Origin of the sequence: Kitasatospora papulosa (assembly GCF_000717245.1) — a bacterium.
GTDB classification, from domain to species: domain Bacteria; phylum Actinomycetota; class Actinomycetes; order Streptomycetales; family Streptomycetaceae; genus Streptomyces; species Streptomyces papulosus.
This window is the reverse complement of sequence record NZ_JNYQ01000011.1, coordinates 25105-42247: the sequence shown is the minus strand read 5'-3', so window position 1 is coordinate 42247 and position 17143 is coordinate 25105. Positions and strand designations below refer to the sequence as shown.

19 protein-coding genes are annotated in these 17143 nt (G+C 70.2%); 10 read left to right on the top strand and 9 right to left on the bottom strand.

What is annotated here, in order from left to right:
* Positions 1-41: 41 nt before the first annotated feature.
* On the bottom strand, positions 42-1436 hold the full coding sequence (locus IA22_RS0124890) for a sensor histidine kinase (RefSeq protein WP_014153679.1): 1395 nt from the start codon (positions 1434-1436) through the stop codon (positions 42-44).
* A 14-nt stretch (positions 1437-1450) separates the two neighbouring features.
* Complete coding sequence (locus IA22_RS0124885; protein WP_014153680.1) at positions 1451-2143, bottom strand: response regulator transcription factor; 693 nt, start codon at positions 2141-2143, stop codon at positions 1451-1453.
* A 369-nt stretch (positions 2144-2512) separates the two neighbouring features.
* Between IA22_RS0124885 and IA22_RS0124880 the strand changes: the two genes are divergently transcribed.
* From IA22_RS0124880 to IA22_RS0124845, 9 genes are all read left to right on the top strand, one after another.
* A complete protein-coding gene (locus tag IA22_RS0124880) occupies positions 2513-3298 on the top strand; it encodes an amino acid ABC transporter ATP-binding protein (protein WP_030124884.1) in 786 nt (261 codons plus the stop codon).
* A gap of 63 nt (positions 3299-3361) precedes the next feature.
* Entirely contained in the window at positions 3362-4204 is an 843-nt protein-coding gene (locus IA22_RS0124875) for a glutamate ABC transporter substrate-binding protein (RefSeq protein WP_014153682.1), read from the top strand.
* Positions 4205-4302: 98 nt separating this feature from the next.
* Positions 4303-4971: an amino acid ABC transporter permease gene (locus IA22_RS0124870; RefSeq protein WP_030124883.1), complete on the top strand. Its 669-nt coding sequence runs from the start codon at positions 4303-4305 to the stop codon at positions 4969-4971.
* Entirely contained in the window at positions 4968-5882 is a 915-nt protein-coding gene (locus tag IA22_RS0124865; protein ID WP_014153684.1) for an amino acid ABC transporter permease, read from the top strand. The genes IA22_RS0124870 and IA22_RS0124865 overlap by 4 nt, the downstream gene beginning before the upstream one ends.
* 188 nt (positions 5883-6070) lie before the next feature.
* Positions 6071-7705: an FAD-dependent monooxygenase gene (locus tag IA22_RS0124860; protein ID WP_030124882.1), complete on the top strand. Its 1635-nt coding sequence runs from the start codon at positions 6071-6073 to the stop codon at positions 7703-7705.
* 32 nt (positions 7706-7737) lie between these two features.
* Positions 7738-7824 carry a putative leader peptide gene (locus tag IA22_RS38310; RefSeq protein WP_311605579.1) on the top strand — a complete coding sequence of 29 codons (87 nt, stop codon included), beginning with the start codon at positions 7738-7740 and terminating at the stop codon, positions 7822-7824.
* A gap of 73 nt (positions 7825-7897) precedes the next feature.
* The gene (locus tag IA22_RS0124855; protein ID WP_030124881.1) at positions 7898-8593 is read left to right on the top strand and encodes a cupin domain-containing protein; all 696 of its coding nucleotides are present in this window, start codon (positions 7898-7900) and stop codon (positions 8591-8593) included.
* Positions 8590-8997, top strand: coding sequence for a rhodanese-like domain-containing protein (locus IA22_RS0124850; RefSeq protein ID WP_030124880.1), 408 nt, complete (start codon positions 8590-8592; stop codon positions 8995-8997). Before IA22_RS0124855 ends, IA22_RS0124850 begins: the two co-directional genes overlap by 4 nt.
* A gap of 413 nt (positions 8998-9410) precedes the next feature.
* Positions 9411-10058 carry a DUF6197 family protein gene (locus IA22_RS0124845; RefSeq protein ID WP_030124879.1) on the top strand — a complete coding sequence of 216 codons (648 nt, stop codon included), beginning with the start codon at positions 9411-9413 and terminating at the stop codon, positions 10056-10058.
* 290 nt (positions 10059-10348) lie between these two features.
* On the opposite strand, the gene recX is transcribed toward IA22_RS0124845, so the two are convergent.
* From recX to IA22_RS0124825, 4 genes are all read right to left on the bottom strand, one after another.
* A complete protein-coding gene (gene recX, locus IA22_RS0124840; RefSeq protein WP_014153689.1) occupies positions 10349-11041 on the bottom strand; it encodes a recombination regulator RecX in 693 nt (230 codons plus the stop codon).
* 3 nt (positions 11042-11044) lie between these two features.
* Positions 11045-12175: a recombinase RecA gene (gene recA / locus IA22_RS0124835; protein WP_015579006.1), complete on the bottom strand. Its 1131-nt coding sequence runs from the start codon at positions 12173-12175 to the stop codon at positions 11045-11047.
* A gap of 377 nt (positions 12176-12552) precedes the next feature.
* Positions 12553-13686 carry an AI-2E family transporter gene (locus tag IA22_RS0124830; RefSeq protein WP_030124878.1) on the bottom strand — a complete coding sequence of 378 codons (1134 nt, stop codon included), beginning with the start codon at positions 13684-13686 and terminating at the stop codon, positions 12553-12555.
* Between the two features lie 224 nt (positions 13687-13910).
* The gene (locus IA22_RS0124825; protein WP_014153692.1) at positions 13911-14105 is read right to left on the bottom strand and encodes a DUF3046 domain-containing protein; all 195 of its coding nucleotides are present in this window, start codon (positions 14103-14105) and stop codon (positions 13911-13913) included.
* A 79-nt stretch (positions 14106-14184) separates the two neighbouring features.
* On the opposite strand from IA22_RS0124825, the gene IA22_RS0124820 reads away from it, so the two are divergent.
* Positions 14185-15099: a hypothetical protein gene (locus tag IA22_RS0124820; RefSeq protein WP_015579003.1), complete on the top strand. Its 915-nt coding sequence runs from the start codon at positions 14185-14187 to the stop codon at positions 15097-15099.
* Positions 15100-15111: 12 nt separating this feature from the next.
* Here the strand turns inward: IA22_RS0124820 and IA22_RS0124815 are convergent, their stop codons facing one another.
* The 3 genes from IA22_RS0124815 to IA22_RS0124805 are packed head-to-tail and all read right to left on the bottom strand — an operon-like array spanning position 15112 to position 17070.
* Positions 15112-15417, bottom strand: a complete 306-nt coding sequence (locus IA22_RS0124815; protein WP_030124877.1) for an AzlD domain-containing protein — start codon at positions 15415-15417, stop codon at positions 15112-15114.
* Entirely contained in the window at positions 15414-16196 is a 783-nt protein-coding gene (locus IA22_RS0124810; RefSeq protein ID WP_030124876.1) for an AzlC family ABC transporter permease, read from the bottom strand. Before IA22_RS0124810 ends, IA22_RS0124815 begins: the two co-directional genes overlap by 4 nt.
* Before the next feature lie 10 nt (positions 16197-16206).
* Positions 16207-17070 carry an AraC family transcriptional regulator gene (locus IA22_RS0124805; RefSeq protein WP_014153696.1) on the bottom strand — a complete coding sequence of 288 codons (864 nt, stop codon included), beginning with the start codon at positions 17068-17070 and terminating at the stop codon, positions 16207-16209.
* Positions 17071-17143 lie beyond the last annotated feature (73 nt).

The window sequence follows — 17143 nt, the reverse complement described above, 5'->3', positions numbered from 1 at the left end:
AAGCGGCGCGGCAGGACGCGACGCGGGGCGTACGAGGCGGCTCAGGCGTGTGGGGCCTCACGTGGCACGGTGACCGTCACCAGCAGGCCGTGCGGCTCGTGCGTGCCGTAGCGGATCGTTCCGCCGCCCGCCGTGAGCAGGGCGCGCGAGATGGAGAGTCCGAGACCGGAACCCTTGATGTTCTGATGCCGTCCGCTGCGCCAGAACCGGTCGCCCACGCGCTCCAGCTCCTGCTCGGTGAGCCCGGGGCCCCGGTCGGCGACGACGACCGTCGCACCGGTGCCGTCGATGCCCGTCGTGACCCGGACCTCCTCGCCCTCGGGCGTGAACTTCAGCGCGTTGTCGATGACGGCGTCGAGCGCGCTGGAGAGCGCGATGGGGTCGGCCCATCCGGTGACCGCGGGGGCTCCGTCGAGCGTGAGGCCGACGCCCTTCTCCTCGGCGAGGGGACGCCAGGCCGCGACGCGTTCACCGGTGAGGGCGCCGATGTCGGTGAGCCGGAGGTCGGCCTCCGCGTGCTCGGCCAGCGCGAGGTCCAGCAGATCGTCCAGGACGTTCGCCAGGCGCTTGCCCTCCGTCCGCACCGACGCGATCTCCTCGTTGCCCTCGGGGAGTTCGAGCGCCAGGAGCTCGATCCGCAGCAACAAGGCGGCCAGCGGGTTGCGCAGTTGGTGGGAGGCGTCGGCGACGAAGGCACGCTGCTGCTCCAGCACGTCCTCGACGTTGTCGGCCATCTCGTTGAACGACTTGGCCAGACGCCTGAGTTCCGGTGGGCCTTCGGACACGACGACCCGGGAGCGCATCCTGCCGCTGGCGATGTCATGGGTGGCCGCGTCCAGCGTGCGGACCGGCAGCAGCACCCAGCCGGTGAGCCGGAAGGCGGCGCCGAGGGCGACGAGCATGGCTGCGGCCTCGCCCAGGGCGATGAGGAGCCAGCCGCGCATGGTGCGGGAGCGCATCTCGCCGGTGGGCGAGTCGGTCACCACCACGGCGACGACGTCACCGTCCCGGACCACCGGTGAGGCGACGGCGAGCCGGCCGTTCTGCCAGGGCCAGACCTGCCCGGGGTCGTGGGACCGCCGGCCGAGCAGGGCTTCGCGGAAGGCGTCCCGTCCCTCCCCCTCGTCCGGCAGGATCCAGCCGTCCGGCGCCTTGGCGAGGGCCCTGTCGTCCCGGTAGAAGACGCCGGCCCTGATCCCGTACACCGAGTCGTAGGCCTCGAGTTCGGTCTGCAGGATCCGCCGCCGCTCGTCCGAGCCTTCGACCGGCTCGCTGACGAACTGGGCGAGTGCGGCGAAGCGGGCCGTGTCGTCGATGCGGTCGATGACGACGCGCTGCTGTTCGGCGGCGGCCACCCGGACGGCGAGCGGGAACCCCAGGGCGAGCAGCACGGCGGCCATGAGGACGATGAGCAGGGGAAGCAGGCGGGTGCGCACAGGGCGTGACGTCCTCAGCCCGACGGCGGGACGAGCCGGTAGCCGACGCCTCGTACGGTCTCGACCAGTGCGGGAAGCCGCAGTTTGGAGCGCAGCGAGGCGACGTGCACCTCCAGGGTGCGTCCCGTCCCCTCCCAGCTGGTACGCCACACCTCGCTGATGATCTGCTCCCGGCGGAAGACCACACCGGGGCGCTGGGCCAGCAGCGCGAGCAGGTCGAACTCCTTGCGGGTGAGCTGGACCTCCTGGCCGTCGACGCTGACCCTGCGCGTGGGCAGCTCGATGTGGACCTGCCCGATCCGCAGGGCCGCGAGCGGCGTCGGGCCGGTGTCCTCTCCGGCTGTCCGGCGCCGGGCGACGGCGTGGATGCGGGCGAGGAGTTCACCGGTGTCGTACGGCTTCACGACGTAGTCGTCGGCACCGAGGTTGAGACCGTGGATCCGGGAGCGTACGTCGGAACGCGCGGTCACCATGATCACCGGGATCGCGGACCGCTTGCGGATCTTCCCGCACACCTCGTAGCCGTCCTGGTCGGGCAGCCCGAGGTCCAGGAGCACGACGCCGAAGGGCTCCTTGTCCGCGGGCAGCAGCGCCTTCAGCGCCTCCTCACCGCTGCGGGCGTGCACGACCTGAAAGCCGTGCCGCGCCAGAACGGCGGACAGGGCCGCCGCGACGTGGTCGTCGTCCTCGACGAGCAGCAGCCTCATGGCCCCCCTCTCCGTTCTTGTCTTCCAGGACGGTCGGAACTGTCCGTGACTGCCTGCGGACGTTCCGCCGGGCCGTGATGGCCGGCGGATGTTCCACCAGGGGAATCTTCGCGTACGGCGCCGGTTCACACCGCCCCGTCATAGGGCATCCACGCCGATGACAGGTGTGCCAGTCAAGACCATCCCCGTTACCACGGGGTTTCCGTTACCCACCCGGTACGCCGCCGAGCGCCCCGTGGTGTTCCGTTCACATGGAGTGTCCGGCCGAGGCCTGATCGTTATGCTCAATTTCCGCTCAGATGTAATGACGATCGTCGCACTCCGTCACTAGGGTCCTTCCCTAACCGAGGAGGACGGAGCAAGAAGCCGATGAGCGGAGTTTCAGTGACCAAGGCCGCCGAGGATGCCGCGCCTGCGGGGGCCGACCTTGTCGTACTGAGCAACGTCAACAAGCACTTCGGCGCGCTGCATGTGCTCCAGGACATCGATCTGACCATCGCCAGTGGCGAGGTCGTCGTAGTCATCGGACCCTCTGGGTCCGGGAAGTCCACGCTGTGCCGCACGATCAACCGCTTGGAGACGATCGACTCGGGCGCGATCTCGATCGACGGCAAGCCGCTGCCCCAGGAGGGCAAGGAGCTCGCCAGGCTGCGTGCCGATGTCGGCATGGTCTTCCAGTCGTTCAATCTCTTCGCGCACAAGACGGTGCTCGAGAACGTGATGCTGGGCCAGATCAAGGTCCGCAGGACGGACAAGAAGCTCGCCGAGGAGAAGGCCCGGGCGCTGCTCGACCGCGTGGGGGTCGGCGTACAGGCGGACAAGTACCCCGCGCAGCTCTCCGGCGGCCAGCAGCAGCGCGTCGCCATCGCCCGCGCGCTGGCCATGGACCCCAAGGTCATGCTCTTCGACGAGCCCACGTCGGCGCTCGACCCGGAGATGATCAACGAGGTCCTGGAGGTCATGCAGCAGCTGGCCCGGGAGGGGATGACCATGGTCGTCGTCACCCACGAGATGGGCTTCGCCCGCTCGGCAGCCAACCGGGTCGTGTTCATGGCCGACGGAAAGATCGTCGAAGAGGCCACGCCGGACCAGTTCTTCAGCAACCCGCGGAGCGACCGGGCCAAGGACTTCCTGTCGAAGATCCTTCACCACTGATCCCGCACGGCTGGTCCAGTGCCGGCTGAACACCCACATCGCGCCAACCCGAGGAATCCCATCATGCAGCTTCGCAAGGTCACCGCCGCGTCCGCCGCCGTGCTCGCCCTCGCCCTCACCGCCACCGCCTGTGGCTCCGAGGACAAGGACGACGCAGCGGGCTCCGACGGCGGTGGGAAGATCACCATCGGCATCAAGATCGACCAGCCCGGCCTCGGCCTGAAGACCCCGGACGGCAAGTTCGCCGGCTTCGACGTCGACATCGCCACGTACGTCGCCAAGGAACTCGGCTACGACGCGAAGAACATCGAGTTCGTCGAGACGAAGAGCGCCGACCGAGAGACCGCGATCGAGCGCGGCGACGTGAAGTTCATCGCCGCCACGTACTCCATCAACGACGAGCGCCTGCAGAAGGTCGACTTCGCGGGCCCGTACCTCCTCGCGCACCAGGACGTCCTCGTCCGCGCCGACGACAACTCCATCAAGTCGCCGGAGGACCTCAACTCCAAGAACCTCTGTTCCGTGACCGGTTCGACCTCGGCGAAGAACGTCAAGGACAAGCTGGCGCCGAAGGCCCAGCTGCAGAACTACGGTGGCTACTCCGAGTGCCTCACCGGCCTGGAGAACAAGGCTGTCGACGCCTTGACCACGGACGACTCCATCCTCGCCGGATACGCGGCGCAGGACGCCCACAAGGGCAAGTTCAAGCTCGCCGGCTTCAAGATGACCAACGAGAACTACGGCATCGGCCTGAAGAAGGGCGACGCCGACCTCAAGAAGAAGATCGACGCCGCGCTGACCAAGATGGTCTCGGACGGCTCCTGGGACAAGGCGGTCGAGGCCAACTTCGGTCCGGCCAACTACAAGAACGAGCCCGCGCCGAAGATCGGCAACGTCGTCAAGTAGCTCTTCCGTCCCAGAGCGGTCCGAAGCCGGGCTGACGAGGTGCGCCGCCGCCGAGGCGGCGCACCGAGCCCTCCCCACACGTGGAAGCACGGGAGATCGTGTTCGACTTTCTTGAAGGTTACGACCTACTGGGGGCCTTCTGGGTGACGGTGAAACTCACCGTCTACTCCGCCCTCGGTTCCCTCATATGGGGAACGCTGCTGGCCGGTATGCGGGTCGGCCCGGTCCCCCTGATGCGCGGTTTCGGAACCGCTTATGTGAACGTCATCCGCAACATCCCGCTGACCGTCATCATCGTCTTCGCATCGCTGGGCCTGTTCCAGACCTTGCAGGTCCAACTGGGCGGCGGGGGTGACTTCGAGGTCATCAACTTCCGGCTCGCGGTGCTCGGCCTCTCCCTCTACACCGCCGCCTTCGTCTGCGAGGCACTGCGCTCGGGCATCAACACGGTGCCGGCGGGCCAGGCCGAGGCCGCACGGGCACTCGGCCTGAGCTTCACCCAGGTGCTTCGGCTGATCATCCTCCCGCAGGCCTTCCGCGCGGTCGTCAATCCGCTGGCCAACGTGCTGATCGCGCTGACCAAGAACACCACGGTCGCCGCGGCGATCGGTGTGGTCGAAGCGGCGTACCTGATGAAGGACATGATCGAAGCAGAGGCTCAACTGATCCTCATTTCCGCAGTCTTCGCGTTCGGGTTCATCTGCCTCACCCTCCCGACCGGGCTCCTCCTCGGCTGGGTGAGCAAGAAGGTGGCGGTGAAGCGATGACGACGTCCGTCCTCTTCGACGCGCAGGGCCCCCGCGCCAAACAGCGCAACATTCTGTACACCGTCGTCTTCGTGGCAGTCCTCGTGGCCGCGGCGTGGTGGGTGTTCAGCAGCCTCGCCGAGAAGCAGCAGCTCGACTGGGTCAAGTGGGAGCCGTTCTTCACGAGCCCCCAGCCGTGGGAGACCTATATCTGGCCCGGGCTGCAGAACACCCTGAAGGCCGCGTTCTTCGCCCTGCTGATCGCCCTGCCGCTCGGTGCTCTCTTCGGGATCGGCCGTCTCTCCGACCACCGGTGGATGCGGATGCCCTCGGGCGTCGTCGTGGAGTTCTTCCGCGCCATCCCGGTCCTGATCCTGATGATCACCGCGAACGCCGCCTACGCGGAGTTCACGACCCTCGCCACCGAGGACCGGCTGCTGTACGCCGTCGTCACCGGCCTGGTGCTGTACAACGCCTCGGTTCTCGCCGAGATCGTGCGGGCCGGGATCCTCTCCCTCCCGCGCGGGCAGACCGACGCCGCCAAGGCGATCGGCATGCGCAAGGGCCAGACGATGCGGTACGTGCTGCTGCCGCAGTCGGTCACCGCGATGCTGCCCGCGATCGTCAGCCAGATCGTCGTCATCGTGAAGGACACCGCCCTCGGCGGTGCGGTGCTCACCTTCCCCGAACTGCTGGCGTCGGTCCGTCCGATGAGCGCGAACTACGGTGCGAACACCATCGCGTGCTTCACGATCATCGCGCTGATCTACATGGCGCTGAACTTCGCTCTGACGTCGTTCGCGAGCTGGCTCGAAGGCCGGCTGCGGCGCGGTAAGAAGAGCACGGGCGCGGTGGTCGGTGCCGCACCCGCAGGTGGTCTCGAGATCACTGACGCGCCTCCGGTCAAGACCGGCGGTACGGACAAGATCTGACAGGCTGTCCGCAGTGACATGCTCCAGGGGCGCGGCGCTCACGCCGCGCCCCTCGCCACGTTCCGGGGTCACTTGACGCGCGCACCGCCAGTGGGTTGCATACGTTCTGTGATCCCGCCTCGAACGATTCCGGCCGCCACCCCCCTCTCCTCCTCGACCCCGACGACCAGCACCGGAGGGATCACACCGTGGACCCGGTGATCGTCGTCGGCGCGGGCCCGGTCGGGCTGGCGCTGTCGCTCGCCCTGGCGGCCCAGGGCGTCCCCTCCGTCCTGCTCGACGAGGGCCCCGGCAAGGACGAACCACGTCCGGCACGCACCGTCGTGCTGCGTGAGGACACTGCTGACCTGGTCGAACGCCTCGGCTGCACGTCGCTCCACCATGAGGGACTGCGGTGGTCGGGATGGCGCTCGGTACGGCGGAAGCAACTGGTGCGGGCCGTGCCCCTGGGCGACGACGAGGGCACGGTTCCGCTGCCCTCGCCCGTCCACCTGCCCCAGCACACGCTCACCGGAAGCCTGCGGGCGGCGGTGGCCGCGCACGATCTGGTCGAGATGGTGCCCTTCAGCCGGATCGACACACTGGAGCAGGACGCACACGGTGTCACGGTCCACACCCGCGAGCCCGGATCGACCTGGTGGCGCGGGAGTTACGTGGTCGGCTGCGACGGCGCACGGTCCACCGTGCGCAAGCTCCTGGAGATCAGGTTTCCCGGGCGCACGGCGGTCGAACGGCATGCGGTCGCCGCCCTCCGCGCCGAACTTCCCTGGCCGGGCGAAGCCGTCCTGCACCGCTCCCCGCCCTGGCGCTCGGGCGGTACGGAGGTCACCGCCCGCCCGCTGCCCCGCGGGGTCTGGCGGCTGGACTGGCTCCTTCCGCCACGTGGTGAACTCGTCACCCCCGACGCCCTGATCACCAGGATCCGCGACACCCTGCAGGGCTGGTGCGGCGAGACACCGGCCTACGAACTGCTGGACACGGGCGTGTACACGCTGCACCACCGGCTGGCCAGGCGATGGCGTTCCAAGCGGGCGTTTCTCGCCGGGGACGCGGCACATCTGCTGGGCGCGCTCGGCACCCAGGGACTCGACGAGGGGCTGCGGGACGCCGAGAACCTGGCCTGGAAGCTGGCCCATGCCTGGCACCAGGACGCCTCCGAACTCCTCCTCGACAGTTACCAGGCCGAACGCAGGGCCGCCGTCGCCTCCCGGCTGCGCGCAGCAGACCAGTCGCTGCCGATACTGCGCGGCGGTGCGGGCCTCAGGACCCTCGTCCCCGGCGCCTCACGCGGACACGACACACTGCTGGCCGACGGCCACCTGGGATGCGGGCCCCTGGGCGCGCCCCCTTCGTACACGCACTCCCCCCTTTCACCTCAACGCGCCGACGGGCACACACCGGTGGGGACCGCCCCGGGGGCGCCCGTCGCCGATGTGCGGGTAACCGCCCCCGACGGAAAGGCCGTGCGGCTGCGTGACCGCCTCGGCGTGGGACATCTGCTGGTCGTCCTGGTCGCACCGGGTACGGGGGTGTGGGACAGACGTCACTGGCTGACGGCGGGAGTCATGCCCCGGCTCGTCGACGCGGTGGGCGCCCTCCCGGTGAAGGCCGAGCTGCTGGTGACCGAGAACTACCCCGGCGCGACGGCCCACACGGTGCTGCTCGTCAGGCCGGACGGGCACCTCGTCGCGGCCTTCAGCGGGGTGCGGCCGGCCGAGCTGTACGCGGCTGCCGACGCCGCCCGCGGAGGCGGACCGGACACGGTGCCGGGCGGTCGGACCGGCTCCCGTGAGAGCTCCGACCGGACTGCGGACGTCAATTGACCGTCGCAGGCGCACATGGTGTACTCCGTTCCATGACCGACACCGATGTGCGCCTGTGGCGGAGGGTCCATATGGACCTCGTCCGCTACGCGGGCTGCGTGTGTCGCCCGTCCTGCTGAATCGCCTTCCCGGCACGCCGCGCTGTTCTCGCGCGCGGCTGTGCTCCCACGCGAACTTCTCAGGACGGCCACTGTGTCTGCATCCTCTCCTTCCCTCCCCACGTCCACGTCCGTTTCCGAGCCGGTGACCGCGCCGGTGATCGACTCACCGCCCGCCGACTCAGCGCCGGCCGACTCAGCGCTCGTCGTCTCAGCGCCGGTCGTCGACGCGGACGCGACTGCCCGGCGCACCGCCGGCACGGACGTCGTACCGGCCGACCGCGGCACGGGCGCCCCGGGACCGACCGTCGCGGAGCTGCTCGACTTCGTGCGCCGCACCGCTGAGGACGCCGCGCTCGTCGCCTCACTCCCTCTCGACCCCGAGGGGCGGACCTGGCTCAGACTCGACGGTCCCGGCGGCAGCGAGGCGTGGCTGATCAGCTGGCCGCCCGGCACCGGCACCGGCTGGCACGACCATGCCGAGTCCACAGGAGCCTTCACCATCGCTGCGGGCACCCTCAGGGAACACTCGCTCGCCGCGCGGCTGCCCACCGACGGCTGGAAGACCCTCGAACTGAGCGAGGGCGTGGACCGGACCCGGCTTCTGGCCACCGGCCAGGGCAGGGCCTTCGGCCGGCACCACGTCCACGAGGTGCTCAACGAGTCCGGACACGAACACGCCGTTTCGGTGCACGCCTACTATCCGCCCCTGCCTCAGATCCGCCGCTACAGCCGCTCGGGCGCGGTGCTGCGGCTGGAGCAGACGGAGCGCCCGGAGGACTGGCAGTGAGCGAACGCAGCAAGACACGGCAAGGCCCGGTGGGCATCGACGAACTCCTCGAACAGGTGCGGGCCGCCTATGAGCGGGTCGGCCCCGAGGAGGCCGCGACCGCAGCGGCCGAGGGGGCGCTGCTGGTCGACATCCGCTACGCGGAGCTGCGCGAGAGGGACGGGCTGATCCCCGGCGCTCTGGTCGTCGAACGCAACGAGCTGGAATGGCGGCTCGACCCTCAGGGCAGCCACCGAGCCCCACAGGCCACGAGCCACGACCTGCGGGTCGTGGTGATCTGCAACGAGGGATACGCGTCGAGTCTCGCGGTCGCCTCCCTGCACCAACTGGGGCTGCACAGGGCCACGGACCTGACGGGCGGCTTCCAGGCGTGGCGCGCGGCAGGCCTTCCTGTCTCCCTCTGACCGGCGGCGCGAGGCCGGGCGGGTGCCGCGCCGTCGGCCTCGTGCCCGCATGGCCCGGTTCCTGCACACCCATGGCCATGTCCACCGGGGCGCACCACGTAGTGCCTTTCCCCCGGCTACCGGCAGCCCGCGGCGGTAGCCGGGGCAGCGGCCGATTCCGCGCCGCATGACACGAACTGTCACCAGCGCTGCATCCCCTACGCAGCCTCCTCGGTCTCTACGGTCCCTTCGGCCCGTCTCTGCCCTGACCGGCTTCTCCCGCACGACCGCACGACCGCCCGTGGACACGGCCGAACGGAGGACCGAACGGCTCTCCACCCAACCCGAACGCTCCACTCCGGTGGAGCAATCGCCGCGCTCGACGGACATTCGCCTCATACCCGAGGTCCGGAATGTACGGAGATGCCGCGTCGATGGAAACTTCACAGCTCACCCCGGAACAGCTTGACGCGCAGTCCTCCCGTCTCCATGACACGGAGGCCTGGCAGCGCATCGTCACCGGCTGGGAGCGCACTGCCCACAAACCCTCTCCCCCGCCGGCCGCACCCCCCGGTGAGGCACGGCCCATCGCACCGCACGTGCACGCGGACGACTGGCGGAAGCTGCTGTCCGTGCCCGTCGACCGGCTCGTCGAGGACTCCCTGCGTGCCCTGCCGACAGGGCAGCCCCACGAGCGCCCGCTCCCCGGACGCCTGGGCGCCGTGCTGCCCGAGCGTCTGCATGCCTGGCGCCGCATCGGACAACCCGACGTACGCCCGTCGACACACCTCGGCTACGCGCGGCGCATCCTCACCGAGTGGGGCTGGCAGAACACTCCCTACCGCCTGCGCAACGCCCGGGGAGCGCGCTGTGTCTGCGGAGCCATGCTGACCGCTCACCGCCTCGGCTACGGGTCGCTCGACACCGTCGACCGGGCAGGCGCCTGGCTCATCACCGAGCTGCGCGCCCAGGGCTGGACCGGCCTGATCGGCCCCTGGAACCGCCACCCCGGCCGCACCGTCGAGGACGCGCTGGCCCTGATCGACGCCACCATCCGCCGGGCCTCCCTGGCAGGTCACTGAGCTCCTGGCCGAACAGGCTCGGCCAGGAGACCGATCGGGAGCGGGGAGATCAGGAGACCGGCGGGATCGGATCCACCGGTGCCTTAGGCACCCACCCGGCACCGCTGCGCAGCCTGCCGTCGGTGGCCCCCTCCGCCACCGCCGCAGCCCTCTTCACCGTGCCCCGTGCACCCGTCTCACGTCCCCGTCCCGGTGCGCACGGCCAGCCCCGGCCCCTTCTCCTCGAGCCCGAGAGCGGGGCCCCGTCGCCTGCCGCCCCCGCCGTCCCCCCGCTTCCCCTCGGTCACGTGTCAGAAGGGCTCGTCCAGCCCTTCCGTGTCCTCCCCCTCCGCCTCGATCGCCTGACGCACCACACGCAGGGCCATCCCCTCGCCGTACCCCTTGCGCGCGAGCATGCCCGCGAGTCGGCGCAGCCGCTTGTCACGGTCCAGCCCCCGGGTGGAGCGGAGCTTTCGTGCCACGAGCTCCCGTGCGGTCTCCTCCTCCTGCTCGGGATCGAGTTGCCCCACCGCCTCGTCGATCACCGTCGGGTCGACCCCTTTGGTGCGCAGTTCCCGTACGAGGGCGCGGCGGGCCAGTCCCCTGCCGTGATGCCGGGACTCGACCCAGGCGTCCGCGAAGGCGGCGTCGTCGATCAGTCCCACGTCCTCGAAGCGTGAGAGCACCTCCTCCGCGGCCTCGTCGGGGATCTCCTTCTTACGCAAGGCATCGGCCAGCTGCTTACGGGTCCGCGGGGTCCCGGTCAGCAGCCGGAGACAGATGTTGCGAGCCTGCTCGACCGGGTCTCGCGGTTCCCCCTTCTCGGCCCTCGACGAGGAGGGGGAACCGCTGTCTCTGGAGCGGGAGCGGGAACGACGGCCCGCCCCCTCGCCGAACCCGGCCCCCCGGCCGGGCTCCGGGAACTCCCCGGACGGTTCTGCGGCGTACTCGGGGCCGGGTACCGCACCGGCGTCGGTGCCCGGCCACTCCGTGCGACGCGTCACGGACTAGCTCTTGGCCGCTGCGGTCTTGGCGGTCTTGGCCTTGGTCGCGGGCGCCGGCACCGACTTGGCAGCGGCATCGGCCGGAGCACCGGCGGTGACCGCGGCATCGGCTGCGGGCTCCGCCGTCGGGTCCTCGGGGCGGACGCCGACGCCGAGCTTCTCCAGGATCTTCTTCTCGATCTCGTTGGCGAGGTCGGGGTTGTCCTTGAGGAAGTTGCGGGCGTTCTCCTTGCCCTGGCCGAGCTGGTCGCCTTCGTACGTGTACCAGGCGCCGGCCTTGCGGACGAAGCCGTGCTCCACGCCCATGTCGATCAGACCGCCCTCACGGCTGATGCCCTGGCCGTAGAGGATGTCGAACTCGGCCTGCTTGAACGGGGGCGCGACCTTGTTCTTGACGACCTTGACGCGGGTGCGGTTGCCCACGGCGTCGGTGCCGTCCTTCAGCGTCTCGATGCGACGGATGTCGAGACGCACCGAGGCGTAGAACTTCAGCGCCCGGCCACCGGTCGTGGTCTCCGGGGAGCCGAACATCACACCGATCTTCTCGCGCAGCTGGTTGATGAAGATCGCGGTGGTCTTGGACTGGTTGAGCGCGCTGGTGATCTTACGGAGCGCCTGGCTCATCAGACGGGCCTGCAGACCCACGTGCGAGTCGCCCATCTCGCCCTCGATCTCCGCACGGGGCACCAGGGCCGCCACGGAGTCGATGACGATCAGGTCCAGCGCACCGGAGCGGACCAGCATGTCCACGATCTCCAGAGCCTGCTCGCCGTTGTCCGGCTGCGACAGGATGAGGCTGTCGATGTCGACGCCCAGCTTCTTCGCGTACTCCGGGTCCAGCGCGTGCTCCGCGTCGATGAACGCCACCGAGCCGCCCAGCCGCTGCGCGTTCGCCACGGCGTGCAGGGTCAGCGTCGTCTTGCCGGAGGACTCCGGGCCGTACACCTCCACCACACGTCCGCGCGGCAGACCGCCGACGCCGAGAGCGACGTCGAGCGCGGTGGATCCCGTGGGGATCACCTCGATCGGCTCGTTCGGCCGCTCGCCGAGACGCATGACCGCGCCCTTGCCGAATTGGCGTTCAATCTGTGCGAGTGCGGCGTCCAGCGCCTTCTCGCGGTCGGTTCCTGCCATGGGTTCCACCCGATTTGCTTGAGTCGATCGCTTCACGTCACAGACGCTAACCCCTGCCACTGACAATGGGCCTCGACGTCCTCCCGGCCTGTGGACAACTCCGCGGTCGGGCCCGGCAAACCCGGCCGGAATTCCATGAGAATGGATGTTCGATTTTAGTGTCAAGCGCACCACGCCGGGCCTGCGTGGACCGGGAGCCCCGCTCACGGCGGCCGGCGTCCACGAAGCGGGGAAGCCGACGAATCGCGCCAGAACTCATTCTAGTTTCACGCGATGTACGGACATATCTCATGAAATGCGTACCGGGAAGCCAGGGTGACTCCGTGGACAGGCCCCTGCCCCCGCTGCCGCGAGGTACGCCCGGACCCGCTGCCCCGCTACCGCGAGTCGCCCTCCGACCGGTGGCCGCGTACCGCGCGCCGGATCCTGGACAGCACCGGCTCGCCACGGCGCCAGCGGTGGCCGCCCTGCACCCTCGGGTCGTCCGTGACGTCGTACCGCTTCACGTAGGCGCCCAGGAACGCCTGGAGCGTCGCGACGGCGGGGATGGCGATCAGCGCACCGACGGCACCCATCAGCGCGGTGCCCGCGACCACCGAGCCGAAGGCGACCGCGGGGTGGATGTCGACCGTCTTGGACGTGAGCTTCGGCTGCAGCGCGTAGTTCTCGAACTGCTGGTAGACCACGACGAAACCGAGCACCCACAGTGCGTACCAGGGGTCGACGGTGAAGGCGATCAGCATGGGGAGCGCGCCGGCCAGATACGTGCCGATCGTGGGGATGAACTGCGAGACGAGGCCGACCCACACGGCGAGCGCGGGCGCGTAGGGCACGTCGAGAACCACCAGCAGGACGTAGTGCGCCACGCCGGAGATCAGCGCCATCAGCCCGCGCGAGTAGATGTAGCCGCCGGTCTTGTCGACCGCGATCTCCCAGGCACGCAGGACCTCGGCCTGCCGGGACGGCGGCAGTACGGAGCACAGCGCGCGCCGCAGCCGCGGGCCGTCGGCGGCGAAGTAGAAGGAGAACAGGAAGATCATCAGCAGACGGAACAGCCCGCCCAGCACGGTGGTGGAGACGTCGAGCACGCCGGTCGCGCTGTTCTGCACATATCTCTGGAGCCAGTCGGAGTGCAGCAGGCTGTCCTGCACCTCGACCCGGGAGAGCTCCGTGTGGAAGGTCTGGTTGACCCAGTTGATCACCGAGTCGAGGTACTTGGGGAACTCCTCGACCATGTCGACGATCTGTCCGGCCAGCATCGAGCCGAGCAGGACGACGAAACCGATGGCGGCGACCAGCACGGCGATGAAGACCAGGAAGGTGGCGAGGCCCCTGCGTATCCCGCGCCCTGCCATGCGGCTGACGGCCGGCTCCATGGCCAGCGCGAGGAAGAAGGCGATGAGGATGTTGGTCAGCAGCCCGATGAGCTGGTGAAAAGCCCAGCTGCCCAGTTGGAAGCACCCGTAGAGCGTCAGGGCGAGGATCATCGCGCGCGGCAGCCAGCCGGGCATGCGGACGGGGCCTGTGCCGGGCGGCGAGGCGGGGGAAGCGGCCGGCGGGACGGGCGGCGAGGCGGGCGGCTGGGTCTGGGCGGTCTCGTCTGTCGATGCCACGGGACAAGTCTCGCTCACCGCGGTGACAGCCGGCCGCCCGGCCCGGAACGCCCTCGCCGAGGGCGTGCCCGGCCGGAGCGACCACATGTGGCTTTCGTACCGGTGTGCGGTGCCCCGGCCGCTCAGCGCTTGTCGGGGGGCACGCCGACCGCCGTGCAGACCCCGCGCCAGACGTCCTTGGCCTCCCAGCCTGCGGCGAGGGCCTCGTGCACCGTACGCCCGCCGAGCTCCGCCATGACGTGATCACGTGCGAAGGAGTCGGCGTACGTCTCGCCGAAGTGATCCGCCATCCGTTCCCAGAAAATCGTCAACCGCATGCCCCCAGTATCCCGCTCCTGCGAGTGCAGCCCGGCCGGGAGCCCCTGCCGACGGCACTTTCCCCTCTACGGTCGGTCCATGGCTGGAACCGGAGCACATTCCCTCGCCCGAGCCGAGCAGTTCGTCTGGCTCACCGCACGCGTCCTCGAGCAGCGGCGGTTCGCCCATCTCTTCCTGGGAGGCGGCGCGGACGTCGTCGAGACCGCGCTGGCCGCCTACCTGAACGAGGACGGCGGCTACGGTCACGCGCTCGAACCCGACCTCCGCGGACCTGTGAGCCAGCCGCTGCACACCGCTCACGCGCTGAGCGTCCTGGACTCGATCGGCCGCTGCGGCGGTCTGCGCGTGGAACGGATCTGCCGCTATCTGACCGACGTGTCGACCAAGGAGGGCGCGCTGCCCGCGCTGCTCCCCTCCCAGCGCGGCTACCCCGCCGCCCCCTTCATCCCCGTCGTCGACGACCCGCCCGCCGAACTCCTCGCGACCGGACCGGTGGTCGGACTCCTGCACCGCAATCAGGTGTGGCATGCCTGGCTCTTCCGGGCCACCGACTTCTGCTGGGCCGCCGTCGACGCCCTGGAGCACTCCCATCCGTACGAGATCGAGGCGGCCGTCGCCTTCCTCGACGGCGTCCCCGACCGTGCGCGTGCCGAGGCGGCCGCCGACCGACTGGGCCGGCTGGTGCGGGACCAGCGGCTGGTGGTGCTCGACCCACGGCGCCGCGCGGAGTATCCCGTGGCCCCCGGTTACGCTCCGGAGGAACACCATTTCCCCTACGACTACGCCCGCGCCCCAGGGTCGCTCGCCCGGCGCTGGTTCAGTGACGCCGAGATGGAGAGGTCCCTGGACCACCTGGAGTCCGAGCAGCAGGAGGACGGTGGCTGGCCGGTCAACTGGCGGCAGTGGGCGCCCGGAACGGCCCTGGAGGGCCGTCCGATCGAGACCCTCAGAGCTCTGCGGACCCTCCGGGACCACGGTCGCGCTCCGCGCTGACGCGCCCCGCCTTCACAGCAGGGCGCGCACGACGGCGGTGACCACCACCGCGGACCCGACGACGACCAGGAAGGGAGCCCGCAGGACGAGGGCGAGGGCGGCCGCGGCGAGGCCCGTAGCTCTGGCGTCCAGTGCCAGGTGCCGGCCGTCGCCGAAGGTCTGCTGGGCGGTGAGGGCCGCGAGCAACGCCACCGGCAGGAGAGCCGCCAGCCGTTGCACCAGCGGGCGTTCCAGGACTCCGGCGGGGACCAGGAGCCCCAGCAGCTTGGCGAGGTAACACCCGACGGCGGTCAGCCCGATGGCGATCCAGATGTTCATCGGCTGTCCTTCGTGTGTGTCGTACCTTCGGTGAGGGTCCTGTCCGTGCCGCTTCCTCGGCGGCCCTTGAGGACGAGGACGACCGGAGCCGCCAGCGCGGACACGAGCACCGGCACGCCCGCCGGGAGCATCGGCAGGAGGCCGAGGACCAGCAGGACCGCGAGCCCCGCCGTGACTCGCTCCGTGGTGCTCTTCAGCATCGGGGCGAGCAGGGCGAGGAAGACGGCGGGGCTCGCGGCGTCCAGCCCCCATGCGTCGGTGTCGCCGAGCGCCTCCGCCCCGAGCGCGCCGACCAGCGTGGTCAGGTTCCACAGGGTGTAGAGGGTGAGCCCGGTGACGGTGAACCCGATGCGCGCGGCACGCCGGGTGGGCTGGGGCAGGGTGACAGCGGTCGTCTCGTCGATGACCCACTGGGCGGCGAAGGGACGCAGCGCGCGTGGCAGGGCGAGGAGCTGCGACAGCCTGAGCCCGTAGAAGGCGTTGCGGATGCCCAGGAAGAAGGCCCCGGCCGCGGCGGTGTAGGGGTTGCCGCCCGCTGCGAGGGCGCCCACGAGGGCGAACTGGGAGGCGCCGGTGAAGACGAGGAGGCTCAGCGCGCACGTCTGGAGGAGGGTGAGTCCGGAGCCTGCCGAGGTCACGCCGAAGGCGAACCCGGAGAGGCCCACGGCTATGCCCACGCCGAGTGCGTCCCGGACGACGGCGGCGTCCGGCTTCCCGGTGCCGGTGCCGGGCGTACCGGGGCCGCCGGTGCTCTGAGGGGGTGCTGTCTGTTCTGCCACGCCCGGAACGCTACGGGCGGGTGTCCCCGCCGGTCTTGTACGTTCTTGCACGCTCGCGCTGGTAGGCGCCCGGAGGTACCCCGACGATCCGGGTGAAGTGACGGTTGAGGTGGGGCTGGTCGGTGAAGCCGACGACGGCGGCCGCGGCGGCGGGTGCGGTACCCGCGTCGAGCATGCGCCGCGCTCGGCGCACCCGGGCGTCGGTGAGCCAGGTGTGCGGGGGCATCCCGTACTCCTTCTTGAAGGCGCGCAGCAGCGCGAACGGGCTGGTCCCCAGCTCCGCGGCGAGGGCTTCCAGGGTGGGCGGGCGCTCCATCCGCTCCTCCAGCACGGCCCGCGCACGGGCGGCGTCACGGGCACCGGCGCTGTGCGAGACCCTGGCCGTCAGCACGCCCCCGTGGTGATCGAGCAGCCGGGCGACCAGGACGCGCAGGACACTGTCGGCGGCCAGGGCGTTGCCCTCCTCGGCCGCTCGGTGGACCTGCACGATCAGCCGGGCCGCGAGCGGGTCCCTTACCCCGGTCTCCGTGAAGCCGACCGTGCCACGCAGGCTCGTCAGGTCGGCCGCGATGTCGTTGACCACCTGTGCGGACGGGTACAGGGTGGCGTACACCCATCCCTCGGGCACTCCGGCGCGGGCGGTGTGCGGCACCTCCGGGTTGATCATCACCACGGTGCCGGGGCCGGCATGCACGGTGCCGCCGGGGAGACCGACGTCCTCCACGCCTCTCGTGATCGTGCCGAAGACAAAGCCCTCGTGGCTGTGGCGCGGGAAGGTGTGGCGGACGTACCTGGCACGCAGCAGATCGAGGTGGGGCAGTTCCGCGTACTGCCAGTACCGCGCCCATTCCTGTGTCGCGTCCGCCTCTGCCATGTTCGTATTCTCGCAGGTCCAGGCGGTGCGAGGAGTCCGCGGAGATGAGTGGCGGGCCTGTCCACCGGCCGTT